Annotated in this window: 15 protein-coding genes and 1 pseudogene; 11 read left to right on the top strand and 5 right to left on the bottom strand. The window is 60.5% G+C overall.

The genetic code is table 11. From position 1 onward, the window contains the following. Nucleotides 1–11: 11 nt before the first annotated feature. From tldD to JHD62_RS15575, 3 genes and pseudogenes are all read right to left on the bottom strand, one after another. Nucleotides 12–1,370 (bottom strand): annotated as a pseudogene (gene tldD / locus JHD62_RS15585) (metalloprotease TldD); the annotation flags it as partial. 98 nt (nucleotides 1,371–1,468) lie between these two features. Further along, nucleotides 1,469–2,275: a carbon-nitrogen hydrolase family protein gene (locus JHD62_RS15580; protein ID WP_131359427.1), complete on the bottom strand. Its 807-nt coding sequence runs from the start codon at nucleotides 2,273–2,275 to the stop codon at nucleotides 1,469–1,471. Further along, nucleotides 2,272–6,165 (bottom strand): YhdP family protein, encoded by a 3,894-nt coding sequence (locus JHD62_RS15575; RefSeq protein ID WP_199103692.1) that lies wholly within the window; start codon nucleotides 6,163–6,165, stop codon nucleotides 2,272–2,274. Before JHD62_RS15575 ends, JHD62_RS15580 begins: the two co-directional genes overlap by 4 nt. Nucleotides 6,166–6,224: 59 nt before the next feature. On the opposite strand from JHD62_RS15575, the gene glnE reads away from it, so the two are divergent. The 6 genes from glnE (at nucleotide 6,225) to JHD62_RS15545 (ending at nucleotide 12,653) form a co-directional block, all read left to right on the top strand. Then, nucleotides 6,225–8,906, top strand: coding sequence for a bifunctional [glutamate--ammonia ligase]-adenylyl-L-tyrosine phosphorylase/[glutamate--ammonia-ligase] adenylyltransferase (gene glnE / locus JHD62_RS15570; protein WP_199103691.1), 2,682 nt, complete (start codon nucleotides 6,225–6,227; stop codon nucleotides 8,904–8,906). Between the two features lie 87 nt (nucleotides 8,907–8,993). Further along, nucleotides 8,994–9,917: a branched-chain amino acid transaminase gene (locus tag JHD62_RS15565; protein ID WP_199103690.1), complete on the top strand. Its 924-nt coding sequence runs from the start codon at nucleotides 8,994–8,996 to the stop codon at nucleotides 9,915–9,917. 50 nt (nucleotides 9,918–9,967) lie between these two features. Further along, nucleotides 9,968–10,168 carry a zinc-finger domain-containing protein gene (locus JHD62_RS15560; RefSeq protein WP_045845093.1) on the top strand — a complete coding sequence of 67 codons (201 nt, stop codon included), beginning with the start codon at nucleotides 9,968–9,970 and terminating at the stop codon, nucleotides 10,166–10,168. Nucleotides 10,169–10,300: 132 nt separating this feature from the next. Next, a complete protein-coding gene (waaF, locus tag JHD62_RS15555; RefSeq protein ID WP_199103689.1) occupies nucleotides 10,301–11,353 on the top strand; it encodes a lipopolysaccharide heptosyltransferase II in 1,053 nt (350 codons plus the stop codon). Between the two features lie 8 nt (nucleotides 11,354–11,361). Beyond that, nucleotides 11,362–11,952: a TetR/AcrR family transcriptional regulator gene (locus JHD62_RS15550; protein WP_045845094.1), complete on the top strand. Its 591-nt coding sequence runs from the start codon at nucleotides 11,362–11,364 to the stop codon at nucleotides 11,950–11,952. 95 nt (nucleotides 11,953–12,047) lie between these two features. Further along, nucleotides 12,048–12,653 (top strand): hypothetical protein, encoded by a 606-nt coding sequence (locus JHD62_RS15545; protein WP_199103688.1) that lies wholly within the window; start codon nucleotides 12,048–12,050, stop codon nucleotides 12,651–12,653. A gap of 78 nt (nucleotides 12,654–12,731) precedes the next feature. On the opposite strand, the gene JHD62_RS15540 is transcribed toward JHD62_RS15545, so the two are convergent. Beyond that, nucleotides 12,732–13,247, bottom strand: coding sequence for a tetratricopeptide repeat protein (locus tag JHD62_RS15540; protein ID WP_233160997.1), 516 nt, complete (start codon nucleotides 13,245–13,247; stop codon nucleotides 12,732–12,734). Between the two features lie 225 nt (nucleotides 13,248–13,472). Then, complete coding sequence (locus tag JHD62_RS15535; RefSeq protein WP_131359417.1) at nucleotides 13,473–13,664, bottom strand: putative motility protein; 192 nt, start codon at nucleotides 13,662–13,664, stop codon at nucleotides 13,473–13,475. A 118-nt stretch (nucleotides 13,665–13,782) separates the two neighbouring features. Here JHD62_RS15535 and trxB point away from each other — a divergent pair, with 118 nt between their 5' ends. The 5 genes from trxB (at nucleotide 13,783) to JHD62_RS15510 (ending at nucleotide 18,200) form a co-directional block, all read left to right on the top strand. Further along, nucleotides 13,783–14,736: a thioredoxin-disulfide reductase gene (gene trxB / locus JHD62_RS15530; RefSeq protein ID WP_062789245.1), complete on the top strand. Its 954-nt coding sequence runs from the start codon at nucleotides 13,783–13,785 to the stop codon at nucleotides 14,734–14,736. Between the two features lie 4 nt (nucleotides 14,737–14,740). Continuing rightward, entirely contained in the window at nucleotides 14,741–15,373 is a 633-nt protein-coding gene (locus tag JHD62_RS15525) for a Smr/MutS family protein (protein WP_199103686.1), read from the top strand. 82 nt (nucleotides 15,374–15,455) lie between these two features. Further along, complete coding sequence (locus JHD62_RS15520; RefSeq protein ID WP_199103685.1) at nucleotides 15,456–15,908, top strand: peroxiredoxin; 453 nt, start codon at nucleotides 15,456–15,458, stop codon at nucleotides 15,906–15,908. Between the two features lie 50 nt (nucleotides 15,909–15,958). Continuing rightward, nucleotides 15,959–17,362: a PhoH family protein gene (locus tag JHD62_RS15515; RefSeq protein WP_062789247.1), complete on the top strand. Its 1,404-nt coding sequence runs from the start codon at nucleotides 15,959–15,961 to the stop codon at nucleotides 17,360–17,362. A 4-nt stretch (nucleotides 17,363–17,366) separates the two neighbouring features. Further along, entirely contained in the window at nucleotides 17,367–18,200 is an 834-nt protein-coding gene (locus JHD62_RS15510; RefSeq protein WP_199103684.1) for an alpha/beta hydrolase, read from the top strand. The last annotated feature ends 76 nt before the right edge of the window (nucleotides 18,201–18,276 follow it).

Raw genomic sequence — 18,276 nt, 5'->3', positions numbered from 1 at the left:
AAAAATTCCGCTCAGCCCGCCGTTCCGCCCACTGTCAGGCCACCATCGATGCGCAAGGTGGGCTGCCCCACGCCCACTGGCACGCTCTGACCTTCCTTGCCGCAGACGCCAACGCCCTGATCCAGCGCCATGTCGTTACCGATCATGGAAACATGGCCCAGCACATCCGGCCCGTTACCGATCAGCGTGGCGCCCTTGACCGGATAGGTGAGCTTGCCGTTTTCGATACGCCAGGCTTCCGAAGCGGAAAACACGAACTTGCCACTGGTGATGTCCACCTGACCACCGCCAAAATTGGCGGCATACAGGCCGTCCTTCACCGAAGCGATGATCTCGGCCGGATCATGCTGGCCACCCAGCATGTAGGTGTTGGTCATGCGCGGCATCGGGATATGCGCATAGGACTCGCGCCGGCCATTGCCGGTGGGAGCCACCTGCATCAGCCGGGCATTCATGGCGTCCTGCATATAGCCCTTGAGAATGCCGTCCTCGATCAGCACGGTACGATTGGTCTGATTGCCTTCGTCGTCAATGGCCAGCGAACCGCGACGGCCATCCAGCGTGCCGTCATCCACCACGGTCACGCCGGCAGCAGCCACCCGCTGACCTAGTTTGCCGGAGAATGCCGATGTACCCTTGCGGTTGAAGTCGCCCTCAAGGCCATGGCCAATGGCTTCATGCAGCAACACGCCCGGCCAGCCGGAGCCCAGCACCACCGTCATTTGCCCGGCAGGTGCCGGACGTGCCTCCAGATTGATGAGGGCCTGATCCACTGCCTGACGCACATATTGCTCCACCAGTGCATCGTCAAAGCGGGTCAGGTCGAAACGGCCACCGCCGCCGCCAGAACCCTGCTCGCGCCGGCCGTTGTGCTCGACAATCACATGCACAGACAGCCGCACCAGCGGACGCACATCGGCAGCGCGCACGCCGTCATGGCGGGCCACGTAAACCACATCGTATTCCGAGGCGACGCCGGCCATCACTTGCAACACGCGCGGGTCCATGGCGCGAGCCAGTTTTTCCACCTTTTCCAGCAAGGCCACCTTGGCCGCCGCCTCCAGGCTGTAACACGGGTCGATGGCCGGATAAAGGTCACGTGCGCGCTGTGGGGACTGCTTGCCGGCACTGCCATCGCCACCCGCCAGCCCGATGGCGCGTACCGCATCGGCAGCGCGGGAGATGGCGTCCACGCCGATATCGTCGGAATAGGCAAAGGCCGTCTTGTCGCCAGCCACAGCACGTACCCCTACCCCCTGATCAATACTGAAGCTGCCGGATTTGACAATGCCTTCCTCCAGGCTCCAGCCCTCGCTGCGGGTGTACTGGAAATAAAGGTCGGCATAATCCACGGCATGCTGGCGCATGCGGGAAAAGGTTTTCTCGATCACGGACTCATCCACGCCAAATGGCGAGAGCAGCAGTTGATCGGCAATGGTGAAAGCGTCTTGCATGGTGGGTCTTTCTGTCAAAGCACGCGGTGCGCCAGCGCGGGCAGGCCGCTACGCACCGATTGCAGCAATGCGGGGTCCAGTTCGGCCAGCACGACACCTTCGCCGCTGGCCTGTTGCGCCAGAATGCGCCCCCAGGGATCGATAATCATGGATTGGCCATGGGTCTTGCGGCCATTCTCGTGGGTACCCCCCTGGCCGGAGGCAATCACGAAGCACTGGTTTTCAATGGCGCGGGCTCGCATCAGCACCTCCCAGTGGGCTTCGCCGGTAGTGGCCGTGAATGCGGCGGGCAGTATCATCACGTCAAACGGCGCAAGCTTGCGGAAAAGCTCGGGAAAGCGCAAATCGTAACAAATGCCGCAGGCAACCTCTGCCAGTCCGATATCCACCTTTACCGGCTCATGTCCGGCAACAATGCTGTCCGACTCGCAATAGCGCTCGCCATTACCGGTATAGCCAAACAGATGGATCTTGTCGTAGCGGGCCTGCACCACGCCATCGGGGTCGAACACCAGCGTGGTGTTGAATACCTTGCCTGCTTCGGGGCTCTGCAACGGAATGGTACCGGCCGCCAGCCACACCTTGTTGTCACGCGCCATCGCGGCCAGGGCAGTCTGCAAGGGGCCACTGCCCATTTCTTCGCAAATGGCCACCTTGTCGCCATCTTTTCTGCCCATCAGGCAAAAATATTCCGGCAGCACCACAAAAGCCGCTCCGGCGGCAGCGGCCTTGGCCACCAGCGCTGCGGCACGGGCCAGATTGGCTGCCACATCGGTACCGGACACCATCTGCACGGCAGCTGCTATAAATTTCTGTTTCATGGCGTGATGATCCGCTTGCTGTTTCTCAAAGGTTCTACTGCCCGTTTCTCCACCTTCGGGTTGGCAAAGGAACCGGTCAGGTCGTACTCGACCGACAAAATCTTGCCGACCGGATCTTGGAATACTTTCTGTGCCGCCAGTGCTGCCACACCCACCACGGGGTTGAGCAGTGCTGCACCCGCAGCCAGCGCCACGCTCTCGGCCAGATGAGGCTGCACCTTGATGTGGACATCCTGGGTTTCGCTGGCCAGGTTCACCTGCCCGCTGAGGAAGACATCCGCTGCCGGCCCTTTCAGGTGCACATTATCAGAAACGAATACACCCTTGCTGATGCGGGCATCGCCGGTAATGGAGTCAAAGGCAAAACCGTCACTGAATACATCGGTGAAATCCAGCTTCACCCGCCGGGTGAGCGATTGCAGGCTCAACACCCCGAGCAGACGGGCTGCACCCGGGTCCACCTTGGCAAAGCGGCCGTTCTTCAAAGACAGGGTCATGTCCCCGGACAGCTGTTTGACACTGAGATCGAACAAGCCGCCCGGCCAGCGCATATTACCGGCCAGCGTGCCTTCGCCCTTGCGGAATGTGTCCTGCAAGCCCACGCGGGCCAGCAGTTTGCCTACATCGGTACTGTCTACCCGGTAACGGGCATCCACTTCCTTGCCATCCTCGCTGCGCCGCACCCGGACGCTGCCCTGCAAACTGCCTTCGGCCGCATCCAGTCGCAAGGGATTGAGCAGCCAGTCACGCCCTTCGCGACGCGCCCGCACGTCCAGCTTGCCCACCGAGCGGTTCTGGTACACCAGATCGCCCACATGGATATCCAGTGCCGGCCAGTCGCCCTTGTCCGACATCGTGTTGTCGCCATCCGCCGCACTGCCTTTTTCCGGCGGGTTGAGCAGCGCATAGGCCAGATTGGCGCGCAGCAGGCCGTTTCCTTCCGGCAAGTATTCAATATTGCCACTCATTTCATGCGCCCGCACATCCAGCGACCAGCCGTGGCGAATCCGCCGGTTGCCAAGGCTGGCCGTCACCTTGTGCAGACTGCCAGCCCAGCTGTCCAGCTGCGGCGTTTCCAGATCAATCTGCAAAGGCAGGTCAATCTGCAAGGGCTTGCCCGCAGTTGCCGCATTGCCATGCAAACCGGAAGGCCCGGCAATGGCATCCACCCAGGCAGGCAAATCCACCTTCGGCGCAGCCAGACGCAACAGCAAGCCCTCATCAGGCTGCTTGCCCACCGGGCGACCGGAGGCAATTACCCCGGTTTTCAGATTGCCGTGTTCATCCAGCAACAGGCTGCCGCTGGCCACGGTGCCGACATCCAGATCCAGCCGTACCGGCTGCTGTGCCGTTTTGCCGGGTGTCACCCGCAATGACAGCGGCAACACGTCCGCAGCCTGCTTGCCTGCCGGAGCCGGGGCCAGAATGCTGACGCCCTGCAAGCCGGACTGCACCGTCAGGCTTTCCAGCCCCTTTTGCACCGCAAACTGAATGCCGAACGGCGCATGGCCACTGACGTAAGGAGCCAGCACCGGCAGATAGCGGTCCAGCGCCTGCTTGCTGTCGGCCTCGCCACGGATATCAAAATTCATGCGTCCGGCCGCTGTACTGGCTGCCTTCAATACAAAGGCTCCGCCCAGCGCCTTGAATGCCACGCCACTGGATTCCACTCCATGTTCGGTAAAGGTCAGCGTGCCTTGCGCCTGCGACAGCGGCGGAATCGGCAGCGTCCGGAAACCCAGCTGATTGCCGGACAGCAGGATGTCGCCACGCACCTTGGGCGTTTCATGCCCCGAGAGAGGAATACCCAGCTTGAGATTGAGCGCAGCGTTGCCACCAGCTTGCAGATTGCCGGTAAAGCCATCCAGCCAGCCGTCCACCGGACTGGCAGTAGTGAACTTCAACATGCTGGCCAGCGGTCCTTGCGCCCGCCCTTGCACCGTCAGCACCGGCTGGGTGGCACCCAGGTTGTCTATGCCAACCTGTACGGCAGACAAAGGCACACCCAGCGTGCTGGCGGAACGCGCGGCAATCAGCATTTTTTCGTTATGGAAACCCAGATCGGCCTGAATGTTGTCGATGGTGGGCCAGCCTTTTTCATACAGCAGCTTGCCCTGCTCCACCTTGGCATCCACGCTGAACTGCCCGCCCTTGCCACCGGCAAAGGGGAAGTTGGCCAGATCGCCTTTCAGAATCATGCGCACATCACGCGCAGTACCACCCAGCAAGGCCTGCTTCAGCCAGCGCAGGGTATCCTCTCCCACCGCATGCGGCAGATAGGCCGGCACCCGTTCAGCCGCCACTTGATCCACGCTGGCCGTGAAATCCACCACGCCGGGGCCGCTTTCACCATGGTGATAATGGCCACCAAACCGCCCCGTCAGGTCGGCATTGGCAAAACTGACATCCTGAAAATCGACATCGGTTTGCTTGCCCTGGTTTTTCCAGTCCACGCGGGCATTGAGCCGGTCAAAATTCAGCAGCTGCGGAAAGACCACCGGATAATTCAGCGTGGCATGACGGCTATCCAGTTGCAGGCTGCCGCCCTGCTCGCCAAAACGCAGTGAGCCACTGACACCGCTGATACCAGGTACCGTGGCAAAGGCCTGCCAGGCCAGGGAATCAAAACGGGTGGCCACCGTATATTGACGCGGCGACTGCAACGGCCCGGTCCAGCCTAGCGACAGGTTTTTCAGCTGGCCGCTGGGTGCAAAGCGGGAGAACAGCGAATTGCCATCCCCGCCCAGCGCACGGATGAACGGCGTCAGATGGGCAACATTGACATTATCCAGCGTCAACTGGCCATGCCCTTGCTCACCCGGCAACCAGTCGCCACGAATGCTGGAATTGTCGAAAGCCAGCCCGCTGGAACTGGCCAGGGTCAGATTGGATGCATTGATGACATACGCCCCCTTGGCCGAGCGTTCCAGCTGCAACTTGCCGCTGATCACAGGCAGAACCAGGGTGTGGGCATCCCGCGGGGTATAGGCGGCATTGTGAATGCTGACATCGGCCTGCAAGCTGTTGATATGGCCATCGGAGAAATCAGCCTCCAGCGTGCCACTGCCCTCGCCACGATTCACCAGGCCGACTTTTTCCATATAGCGCGACAACATGCCGGCCTGTGCGCCATTGAGCCGCACCCGTACATTACCCGACCAGTCGCGCCACTGGCTGAAATCATTGCCACGCCAGGACAGTTCCATGTCGAAGCCTTTGCCCAGCGTCACCACCGGCCGGCCGGACAGCGTCAGGCGGTGGCCCAGCAAGGTCTTGCCCAGGACCAGCTGGCCGCCTTGCAAGTCCAGCCGTGGCAGGCCGAACATTTTGTCTTCCCAGCTGATATGCGCCTGGCTGATTTCAATACGGCGCTGGCGCAGCAGCCAGTTGGCGGAGGGCTCGCTCCCGGCAGCTTCCGGGCGGGCCGGACTGGCCGACAAGTCAAAGCCGTTGAGCAGGATGTGACCATCGACATTGCGCACCAGCGCCACACTGGGCCCCTGAATCACAATGCTGGAAAACAAAGGTTGCCAAGACAATAGCGACAACCAGGAAGGCAGCACCGTCACCTGTTGCAAGGTCAGCGCATCGCCACTCACCGGGTTGGCAATGCGCAGCCCGCCCATTTGCAGCTGCGGTGCCATGTCCTGCCATTGCCACTGCCCGGACAGGGCGGCAATGCTGACCTGCCGCCCGCTGGCTTCGGACAGGCTGTGTTCCAGCTGCGGGCGAAACTGCTCCAGCCGGGGCAGAAACCACCAGTTGAACACGGAAAATGCGCTGCCGATCATCAGGATTGCCAGCACCAGCAACAGGCCGGCGATGCGCAGGACTCTGCGCAGCAAGCGGATGACGTGGATTCTGGCAAGCAGATACAGGGGCTTTTCCAAATGAGCTAAACCGATACAATGAAGTGTTATCAGGACCAACCAGCGAGTGCAGCGCCATTATGCCAGCAAACCCGGAGCATGCCATTGCCCAGAGCCGTGCCTTTTCACTTTATCTGGACCGTCTGCTGACGGCACGGCCAGAGCAACTGGCGTTGTTGCAAGCACGCCTGCTGCATCCGTTTGATGCTGCCGAAATGGCAGGTTTTGCACCGTGGGACACACTGGACAGCCCGGAAGGCATGAGCGCCGCCCTGCGACGGCTGCGCCAGGCGGTGATGGCCCGGCTGATCACCCGGGACCATAACGGGCTGGCCAGCCTCGACGAAGTGGTCAGCACCATCAGCCAGCTGGCCGAATTTGCCGTACAGCAGTCACTGGCGTCGGCCTGTCGCGCCTTGCCGCAATACGGCCAGCCCATTGGCGAGGACAGCGGCGAAGTCCAGCAACTCATTGTCATTGGCATGGGCAAGCTCGGTGGTGGTGAATTGAATGTCTCATCCGACATCGACCTGATCTTCATCTACCCCGAAGGCGGCGAAACCAGTGGCCCGCGCAAGATCAGCAATCACGAATACTTCAGTCAGGTCGGCAAGCGCATCATCAGCCTGATCAACGACGTCACACTGGACGGCCAGGTATTCCGTGTCGACATGCGCCTGCGTCCTTACGGTGACTCCGGCCCGCTGGTGATGAGTTTCCCGGCACTGGAAAACTACTTGCTCACCCAAGGCCGGGAATGGGAACGCTACGCCTGGATCAAGGCCAAGGCACTGACCGGCGATGTGGCCGGCCTCGCTGACATGGTGCGCCCGTTTGTGTATCGCAAGTATCTGGATTACAACGCCTACGGCGCCATGCGCGAGCTGCACGCCCAGATCCGCCGCGAAGTGGCCCGGCGCGACATGGCCGACAATATCAAGCTGGGGCCGGGCGGCATCCGTGAAGTGGAATTCATTGCCCAGGTATTCCAGCTGATTCGCGGCGGTCGCGACAAAACCCTGCAACTGCGCAGCACCCGCGCCACGCTGGACCGGCTGGCCGAATTGCGCCTGCTGGAACCGGCAGCCGTAGCGGAACTGCAAGAAGCCTATGCCTTCCTGCGCAATCTGGAACATCGCCTGCAATACCTGGACGACCAGCAGACCCAAACCCTGCCCGCCAGCGAAGAAAACCAGGCCAAGATTGCCCACAGCATGGGCTATCAGAACTGGCCCGCCTTCCTGGATGCGCTCAACACCGAACGGCGCAAGGTGACGCGTCACTTCGAGCAGGTCTTCATCCTACCCACCGAAACCGCGCCGGACCATCCCCTGTCCTGCCTGTGGAATGACATTGGCGAACAAGACCCTTCCCCCCAGCTCAGCACCCTGGGGTTTGATGATATTGCCGGCGTCACCGGCCAGTTGCGTGCACTGGCACAAAGCCAGCGCTACCAGCAGATTCCGCTGGCTGGCCGCAAGAAATTCGACGCGCTGATGCCGCCCTTGATCGAGGTATCCACCCACTTCCCCAATCCGGCAGCCACCCTGTCGCGCATCATCGGGCTGATGGAAGCCATCAGCCGACGCGCATCCTACCTGGCCCTGCTCACCGAATACCCGCAGACCCTGCAACGCCTGGCCACCCTGTGCTCGGCCAGCGCCTGGGTATCCACCTACCTGACGCGCCACCCCATCTTGCTGGACGAACTGCTGGATGCCCGCGTGCTGTACGCCACGCCCGACTGGCCCACACTCGCCGCCCAGCTGGAACAGCAAATGCAGCAATCCGACGGCGACATCGAAGCCAAAATGGATACCCTGCGCCACTTCCAGCACGCCCAGGCTTTCCGCCTGGTGGCACAGGACATTGCCGGCATGTGGACGGTAGAAGCCCTGTCCGACCAGCTATCCATGCTGGCCGACACAGTACTGGATGCCACGTTGCGCCACGCCTGGCGCGACATTCCCAGCCGCCATACCGATACGCCGTGCTTTGCCATCATTGGTTACGGCAAGCTGGGCGGCAAGGAGCTGGGCTACGCCTCGGATCTGGACATCATCTTCCTCTACGACGACGAACACCCGGACGCTACCGAGCTTTACTCCCGGCTGGCACGCAAGATGTCCACCTGGCTGACCAGTGCCACCAGTGCCGGCATCCTGTACGACATCGACCTGCGCCTGCGCCCCAATGGCGCCAGCGGCCTCCTGGTCAGCTCGCTGCAGGCCTTCCGCAACTATCAGGAAAAGCAAGCCTGGGTATGGGAGCACCAGGCACTGACCCGCGCCCGTTACGTGGCCGGCGACAGCACCATCGGCAACGGTTTTGAAACGATACGTCACGATGTACTCACCCTGCAGCGAGACCACGACACCCTGCGCAGCGAAGTGCTTGGCATGCGCCAGCGCATGCTGGAAAGCCACCCGCCACACGAGCACGACGTCAAACATGCACGCGGCGGCATCATCGACATCGAATTCATCGTGCAATACCTGATTCTGGCCCATGCCCGCCAGCTACCGGCCTTCACCGGCAATACCGGCAATATTGCCCTGCTGGCGGTGGCGGCCGAGGCCGGGCTGGTGAGTCACGCGCTGGCCGAACAGGGTCGCAGCGCTTACCGTTACTACCGCAAACTGCAGCATGCGGCACGACTGAACGAAAGCAGCAAGGTGGAAGTCAACGACACACTGCGCCAGCACTACCAGCAAACCCAGGCGCTGTGGCTACAGGTTTTTGGCGCAGACAGCCTGACCTGACCGGGTTTTTCACCGGTGACGGTTCACAACGGCAACACTGGCGGTATAATCGCCTGCTAACAAAACACAATGACGGAGAGCTCCAAGATGTCGATGGCAGATCGTGACGGATTCATCTGGTATGACGGCAAACTGGTTGACTGGCGCGATGCCACCACCCACGTACTGACCCACACCCTGCATTACGGCATGGGCGTGTTTGAAGGCGTGCGCGCTTACGAAACCCCCAAGGGCCCGGCCATTTTCCGCCTGCAGGATCACACCGACCGCCTGTTCCGCTCCGCCAAGATCCTGGGCATGAACCTGCCCTTCAGCAAGGACGAGATCAACCAGGCCCATCTGGACGTGGTGAAAGCCAACAAGCTGTCCTCCTGCTACTTCCGTCCGATGGCCTTCTACGGCTCGGGCAAACTGGGCGTGGCGCCGAAAAAGGACGATGTGCAAGTCATCGTGGCCGCATGGCCGTGGGGTGCTTACCTGGGTGAAGAAGGCCTGGAAAAAGGCATCCGCGTGAAGACATCCTCCTTCACCCGTCATCATGTCAACATCACCATGTGCAAGGCCAAGGCCAACGGCAACTACATGAACTCCATCCTCGCCAACAACGAGGCCACGGCAGACGGCTATGACGAAGCCCTGCTGCTGGACGTGGACGGTTTCGTGGCCGAAGGCTCGGGCGAGAACATCTTCATCGTGCGCAAGGGCAAGCTCTACACCCCGGACCTGACCTCCGCACTGGAAGGCATCACCCGCGACACAGTGGTGCAGATTGCCCAGGAGCAAGGCCTGGAAATCATTGAAAAACGCATCACCCGCGACGAAGTCTACAGCGCCGACGAAGGCTTCTTCACCGGTACTGCCGCCGAAGTCACCCCGATCCGCGAACTTGATCGCCGTGCCATTGGCGAAGGCACGCGCGGCCCGATCACCGCAGCCATCCAGCAAAAGTACTTCAATATCGTGAAGGGCCTGGATGCCGAACACGAACACTGGCTGACCTACGTCAAGTAAACACACCCAAGCAGCAAGGGCCGGCGCTGCCGGCCTGACAAGGAAAGACAATGGCTGAACTCAAAGAAAATACCCGTCGCGTCATCGAAGTCACCGCGAAGGACCTGCCCCTGCACTGCCCGATGCCGGACATGGTGGCATGGAACTCCCACCCGCGCGTTTTCCTGCCGGTACACAAAACCGGCGAAGCACTGTGCCCCTACTGTGGCACCCAGTACAAGCTGGTTGGCCCGGTAGGACACCACCACTAAGTCCAGGCTTGGCCGACGGCATGCGAAAGGTGCGGGCTTCCGCACCTTTTTCGCTTGCCCGCTCACCAAATCAACGCCAGCTTGCTGCCACCCGGCCCCCAGGCTGGCGCTGATTTGGAAGCGGAACCCTTCATGAAGAAAAAAATTCTGGTCATCGGCCCCTCCTGGGTTGGCGACAGCGTCATGGCCCAGCCTCTTTACCAGCGGCTGCACCAGCGCCACCCCGGCCTGGAACTGCATGTATTTGCCCCGGCCTGGACTCTTCCCCTGCTTGCTCGCATGCCGGAAGTGGCCAAAGCACACCTAAACCCTTTCGGCCACGGCGCACTGCGCTTGCGCGAACGCTGGGAAACCGCCCGCAAGCTCAAGGCCGAAGGCTTCGATCAGGCCATCGTACTGCCCAACTCGATCAAATCGGCCCTGATTCCCTTCTTTGCCGGCATACCGCTACGCACCGGTTTTATTGGCGAATCACGCTACTGGATACTCAACGACACCCGCGAACTGGACGAGCAGGAACTGCCCATGATGGTGGAGCGCTTCTGCGCGCTGGCCGAGGAGCGCAACACGCCCCTGCCTCGCCCCATCGACCATCCGGCACTGGTCACCAATCCGCAAAGCCAGCTGGAAACCGCCCGTCGCCTGCAACTGGACTCCAGCCGCCCGATTGTCGCCTTCTGCCCGGGTGCAGAATACGGCCCGGCCAAACGCTGGCCGGCCCGCCATTTTGCCGAACTGGCCAAGCGCTTTGCCGCTGCCGGCTTTGCCGTCTGGCTGTTCGGCTCGGGCAAGGACAAGGAAATCGGCGATGACATTGCCCGCCTGGCCGAGGGCACAGCCACCAATCTGTGCGGCAGCACCGGGCTGGAGGAAGCCATCGACCTGATGGGCCTGACCCAGCTTGCCGTCTGCAACGACTCCGGGCTGATGCACGTAGCGGCCGCCCTTGGCAAACCGCTGGTTGCGCTTTATGGCTCCTCCAGCCCGGACTTCACTCCGCCGCTGTCGGATCAGGCAGCGGTAGTCAGCCTCAATCTGGACTGCAGCCCCTGCTTCGAACGCAAGTGCCCCTACCAGCACACCAACTGTCTGGAACAACTGGGCCCGGACCTGGCATGGCAGGCTGCACAACGTTTTCTGCCCGAACTGGGCAAGACCACCATTCAACTGACCCGTAGTACATAGGCTGAACCATGAGCGCACAAGACAAGAACAATCAGCCCGAGGAAAACAGCCGCCGCATGGAACTGGTGCGGGCTGCTGCCAAACTGTTTCGCGACCAGGGCTACGAACGCACTACCGTGCGCGACCTGGGCAATGCGGTGGGCCTGCAATCGGGCAGCCTGTTTTATCACTTCCGTACCAAGGAAGAAATCCTGGTAGCCGTCATGGCGCTGGGCATCACCGCCACCACCGAACAATTGAGCGAAGCCATTGCCCGCGCCCGCAGCCCGCGCGACAAGCTGTCCGCCCTGTTTCATGTTCATCTGAATTCGCTACTGGGCGATAACCAGGCTGCCCTGGAAGTGATGCTGTACGAATGGCGCAGTGTCTCTGCCGCGGCAAAACCCGGCCTGATCGTGCTGCGCGACCGCTACGAGGCACTGTGGCAAGAAGTACTGGATGAAGCTGCTGCAGCCGGGCTGGTCAAGCAGGATACCCGCCTGCTACGCCGCACCCTGCTGGGCAGCCTGCACTGGTCGGTGCAGTGGTACAAGTCCGAGGGCGAACTGAGTGTGGATGCACTGGCAGAACGCATGCTGGCATTGGTATTGTTGAAGTAATCACACACTTCCGGCCCGGCCTGGTGATTTATCAGCAAACCCTGGACAATTTGTTCTAAAATCACAGAGTTAGCCCATTCATCAGGAGTTGCGCCATGGACAGCATCTCTCGCCTGCAAAGCAGCAGTGCCAGTACCACGGCCAGCCTGTTGCAGCAGAGCCGCAACAGTCGCGCAGCCAGCACCAGCCAGGCCACGGAAGACAGCAGCAGTTCGGCATCCGCCCGCAACGAAAGCACTACGCAACAGCTGCAAGCCAGCGGCAGCAGCCAGCAAGCGGTCGTCAGCACACCTTCCCGGCAAAGCCAGAACCGTTTCCAGATTGAACAGGCACTGGCAAGCCAGCTTACATCCAGCCAGGCCACCAGTGTCAGCACTGACAGCACTGACAGCACACGTACCGTGAATGCCAGCCGGGCCAGCAGTGAGTCGGACAGTACCGCCAGCAGCACCTCGGCAGCAGCCGTCAGCAGCCGCAGCCGCCAAATCACAGCCAGCAGCAATCGCAACAGCGAGCGCAACAGTAACGACAGCAATGCCACTGCGAGCAGCCAGTCGGCGCCAGTCCGCAATCAGGCGCAGCAGACGCTGGAAAACCAGAAGAACAGCGGCCAGATTGCCGTAGCGCAGTATCAGAGCAACCAGTCCCTGCTGGAGAGCTCCACTCAGGCAAGCAGCCGCCGAGTCAGCGAACAGGCCTGAACTGCCCGCCCATTAGATTGATACAAAAAAGAGTACAAGGGTCCGCTCCCTTGTACTCTTTTTTTAATTTCGGTTCGGCTATCTGACACCATGCTCTGCGGCCAGTGCCCTGGCTTTCAGCAAACCCGCCTGATCTCCCTGCTGTCCGGCAAGCGCATACCAGCGCACGGCCTCTCGCCAGTCTTCCTTCAGCCCCAGTCCATGCTCGTACTGGCTGGCCAGCAAATACTGTGCTCCTACATCGCCCTGCTCTGCCGCCGCCCGATACCAGCGCGCTGCACGGCCATAGTCCTGTGGCGCACCTCGGCCAAGGTAATACTGCGTGGCCACGCTCACCTGCGCATCCCGGTGCCCCTGCCTGGCTGCCGCCTCAAACAGGCGCGTCGCCTGTTGCAGGTCACGCGGCAAGCCATCGCCACTTTCATATACCTGGCCCAGCACAAACTGGGCTGAAGACAGCTGCGCGTCCACCGCCTTTTGCAGCCACTTCAAGGCCAGCTCGCGGTTGCGCGGCACGCCCTCACCACGCCAGTACAGCATGGCCAGATCATATTGCGCCACCCTGTCGCCTCGCTCGGCTCCCGCCTTGAACATGACAAAGGCTGCGGCATAGTCTCCGGACTGATAACTGGACCATCCGGGCAATGGCGGCGGCGGCGACCCAGCGACCGCAACGACAGGCAAGAGCAACGCGCATAGCAGCAGGGAATAACTTTTTCCAGGATTCATATGCCACCTCCTGCTGATTGGTCGTGACGACAGTGCATTTCTTACAGACGTAAAAAAAGCGGCAAGCGCCGCTTTTCCAATCAGGCCTGCTCAGGCCCGTACATCAATGCTTTGCCCCAGATGGGCCGGATTCGATGCCTGGCTGATTTGCGTGCCGGTATCGCTGGCACCCTGCACCAGCGACAGTACCGACTGACCTTCGGCCTGCAGTGATTTTTTCAGGGCGAACACCTGAGTGGCCGATGAAACATTCTGTCCGCTTACTTGACTTATTCCGTCCATGCCCCCACCTCCGCACTCATTACACGATTTAACAAGTCCAGTTTAGACCGCATGCGCCATTCTGTCATGGCAAAGCTGCTAAAATGACTGTTCAACGACCTAAAACAGGAACAACACGATGAGCAACACCCGTCACAGCCCCCTCCTGATCCTTGGTTCCGGTCCTGCTGGCTACACCGCCGCCGTTTACGCAGCACGTGCCAACCTCAAACCGGTGCTGATTACCGGCCTGGCACAAGGTGGCCAACTGATGACCACCACCGAAGTGGACAACTGGCCTGCCGATGCCAGCGGCGTGATGGGCCCGGAACTGATGCAGCGTTTCCAGCAACATGCCGAACGCTTTGGCACCGAAATGATCTTCGATCATATCCACACCACCCACCTGAATGAAAAGCCGATCCGCCTGGTAGGTGACGCAGGTGAATACACCTGCGACGCGCTCATCATTGCCACCGGTGCGTCTGCCAAATACCTGGGCCTGCCGTCCGAGCAGGCTTTTGCCGGCAAGGGCGTGTCCGCCTGCGCCACTTGCGATGGTTTCTTCTATCGCAATCAGGATGTTGCCGTGGTTGGTGGCGGCAATACCGCCGTGGAAGAGGCACTGTACCTGGCCAATATCGCCAAGCATGTCACGCTGATTCACCGTCGTGACAGCTTCCGTGCCGAAAAAATCATGATCGACAAGCTGATGTCGCGCGTGGCCGAAGGCAAGATCACCCTGAAGCTGAATGCCAATCTGGATGAAGTACTGGGCGACGACAGCGGCGTTACCGGCGCCCGCCTGAAGTTCAATGACGGCAGCACCGAAGACATCAAGCTGATGGGTGTGTTCATCGCCATCGGTCACCAGCCCAATACCGACATTTTCAAGGGTCAGCTGGAAATGGATGCCACCGGCTACCTGATCACCCGTGGCGGCCGCGAAGGCAATGCCACCCTGACCAGCGTAGATGGCGTGTTTGCCGCCGGTGACGTGCAGGACCACATCTACCGTCAGGCTGTGACCAGCGCAGCCTCCGGTTGCCAGGCAGCACTGGATGCAGAACGTTATCTGGACAGCCTGAAGTAATATCTTGAAGGCCTTCAAGGATACATTGAAGGAAATCCGCCGGCAGGGGCGTCTGCGTGACACCCCTGCCGCGCCGGTGTCTGTCCCTGCTCCGCCACCCGAACCTGATTTCAAGCAGCTGTTCAGCGATGTCAAACCGCTGAAATGCCAGCCGCGTCATATCCCTCCGCACAAGAAACCCAGCCCTCATCCGCGTCATCGCCACGGTCAGCACGCCCTGTCACACCAGGCCGAAATGGACATGTTGCGCCACATGACAGGCCTGTTTGAGCCGCAGGACAGTCTGGTGCAGTTCTCCCGCCCCGGCATGCCCAGCCAGACGCTCAAGCGTTTGCGCAATGGCCACTGGCCGGTTGCCTGTCAGCTGGATCTGCACGGCATGGACCGTTATCAGGCGCAGGATGCCCTGGCCCTGTTCCTGCACCGCGCGCGACACCGCGGGCCCTGCTTGCGCATCATCCACGGCAAGGGCTTTGGCTCCAATGGCCAGCCGGTACTGAAAAAGCTGGTGCGCACCTGGCTGAGTCACCATCCGGAAGTACTGGCTTTCTGCCAGGCCAATGAAACCATGGGTGGGGAAGGTGCGCTGCTGGTGCTGATACGACGTGGTCATCAGCCGGAAAGCGGTTCAGAATAAGGATGACAACAGTCAGAAATTTCCGCTAAGCTCAAAGCAAGGCGGTTGTATTCCCACCCACCACCACCGTCAGGAGTCTTGCATGTCAGGCACACCCTGCCCCGACTTCACCCTGCCCGGCACCGCCGGCACCACCTTTTCTCTTTCCGCTGCGTCCAAGCCGCTGGTGATCTACTTCTACCCCAAGGACAACACCCCGGGCTGCACCAACGAAACCATGGATTTCCGTGACCTGCATGCCCAGTTTGCCGCTGCCGGCGTCAGCATTGTCGGCATCTCGCGTGACAGCATCAAATCGCATGAAAACTTCAAGGCCAAGCTGGAATTGCCGTTTGAATTGCTGTCCGATGCGGAAGAAACCGTTTGTACCCTGTTTGACGTCATCCAAATGAAAAACATGTACGGCAAACAGGTAAGAGGCATCGAGCGCAGCACCTTCGTGATCGATGCCGCTGGCGTGATCGTGCGCGAATGGCGCAAAGTGAAAGTACCCGGTCATGCTGCTGAAGTTCTTGCCTTTGTAAACACTCTCTAACGCAGTGCCCCGGTCTGCCGACCGGGCTCTGCATCGCCAAGGGGTCCATCATGGTAAGCCGTAAGAAAAGCAAAACCACCAAGCTGTTCGTTCTGGACACCAATGTATTGCTGCACGACCCTACCAGTTTGTACCGCTTCGAAGAGCATGATGTTTTCATCCCCATCATCACGCTGGAGGAGCTGGACGCCCACAAGAGCGGCATGTCGGAAGTAGCGCGCAATGCCCGCCAGACCAGCCGCTTTCTGGACGATATCGTCAGCGGATGTGAAAACAAGATCGAAGCCGGCATCACGCTGAAAAATGCCAGTCGTGATGCCGCCACCGGCAAGCTGATCCTGCAAACCCAGGCCATTCACAGCGTACTGCCCGCCTCCCTGCCCGTGGGCAAGGCTGATAACCAGATCCTCGGCATCGTGATGGCCCTCAAGGAGCTCTATCCAGAGCGCTCGGTCATCCTGGTCTCCAAGGACATCAACATGCGCATCAAGGCCCGCGCGCTGGGCCTGGATGCCGAAGACTACTTCAACGACAAGGTGCTGCAGGATTCCGACCTGCTGTATACCGGCACCCGTGAAATCGACGAAACATTCTGGGAGCGCAATGGCAAGGACATGAAGTCCTGGCAGGAACAAGGCCGCAGCTTTTACCAGGTCAAGGGGCAGGATGTGCCCAATCTGCTGATCAACCAGATGCTGTGGCAGGAAGGCCCGCAGCCTTTGCAGGCGCGAGTGGTAAAGGTGGAAGGCAAGACTGCCGTCATCCAGACCCTGAAGGACTACAGCCACCACAAAAACAATGTGTGGGGCATTACCGCGCGTAACCGGGAACAGAACTTCGCGCTGAACCTGCTGATGGACCCCGAGGTGGACTTCATCACCCTGCTGGGTCAGGCCGGCACCGGCAAAACCCTGCTCACCCTGGCCGCAGGCCTCGCCATGACGCTGGAACAAAAGCTGTATTCGGAAATCATCATGACCCGCGTCACCGTGCCGGTAGGTGAAGACATCGGCTTTTTGCCGGGCACGGAAGAGGAAAAGATGGCCCCGTGGATGGGTGCGCTGGAAGACAACCTGGACGTGCTGAACAAGAGCGACGACGACGGCGGCGACTGGGGCCGTGCCGCCACCCGCGACCTGGTGCGCTCGCGCATCAAGGTAAAGTCGCTCAACTTCATGCGTGGCCGTACCTTTCTCAACAAATACCTGATCATCGACGAGGCGCAAAACCTGACGCCCAAGCAGATGAAGACACTGATCACTCGTGCAGGTCCGGGAACCAAGGTAGTCTGCCTGGGCAATATTTCGCAAATCGACACGCCCTACCTGACTGAAGGCAGTTCCGGCCTCACCTACGTGGTGGACCGCTTCAAGGGTTGGGAACATTCCGGCCATATCACCCTGCAACGCGGGGAACGTTCACGACTGGCAGACCATGCCGGAGAGGTACTCTGATTCAATGCAACCACGCCTCGAACTGATTCATGAGGCAGCAACAGGGACGGCGCGCCAGGCGCCGCCCCTTTTGTTTGTCCACGGCGCATTCTGTGCCGCATGGTGCTGGCAGGAAACCTTCCTGCCCTGGTTTGCCCGCCTGGGCTATGACTGCTGGGCACTCAGCCTGGAAGGACACGGCGACAGCGACGGGCGGCAGTATCTGGCCGCCATCAGCATAGACGACTATGTGCGCAACCTTGCTTCCGCCATCAAACGCATCAAGCGTATGCCCATCGTGATCGGGCATTCGATGGGCGGCTTCGTGCTACAGCAATACCTGATCCGTCATCGCCTGCCGGCCGCCGCTTTTCTGGCATCGGTCCCGCCGACCGGTCTGGCCAGCTCCAGCCTGCGTCTTTTGACCCAGGCACCCGGTTTGCTGCTGAACCTGAACCTGTATCAGCAAGGCAGCTACAACCCGGCCCAAAGCGAATTGCGCGACCTGCTGCTCTCTGCCGATGCACCGGACAGCACCACCGACTTGCTGGTACAACGCTGTCAACTGGAAAGCCAGCGGGCGGTGATGGACATGACCCTGGTCAACCCCCTCGGGATAGCGGCCATCCCGCCATTACCTGCGCTGGTGCTGGGAGCAGCCGAGGACATGCTGATTTCGCCGGAAGACGTAGTGGCCACCGCCGAACGGCTTGATGTGAACGCGGAAATCCTGCCGCACATGGGGCACATGATGATGCTGGATACCCGCTGGGAACGCACGGCAGAGCGTTTGCAGCAATGGCTGGAGGACTTGCCTGCCGAAGTGCTTGCCAGCACAGACAGCCACGTAGCTGCCTGATCAGGAAGCAAAAAGCCGCTGGAATCCAGCGGCTTCAGGCTGCAAACAAAGAGATTTGGTGCGATTGTTCTGGACC

It is taken from the genome of Aquitalea sp. ASV11, from assembly GCF_016429185.1.
Lineage (GTDB): Bacteria > Pseudomonadota > Gammaproteobacteria > Burkholderiales > Chromobacteriaceae > Aquitalea > Aquitalea pelogenes.
This window is presented reverse-complemented; position numbering and strand designations above follow the sequence as displayed.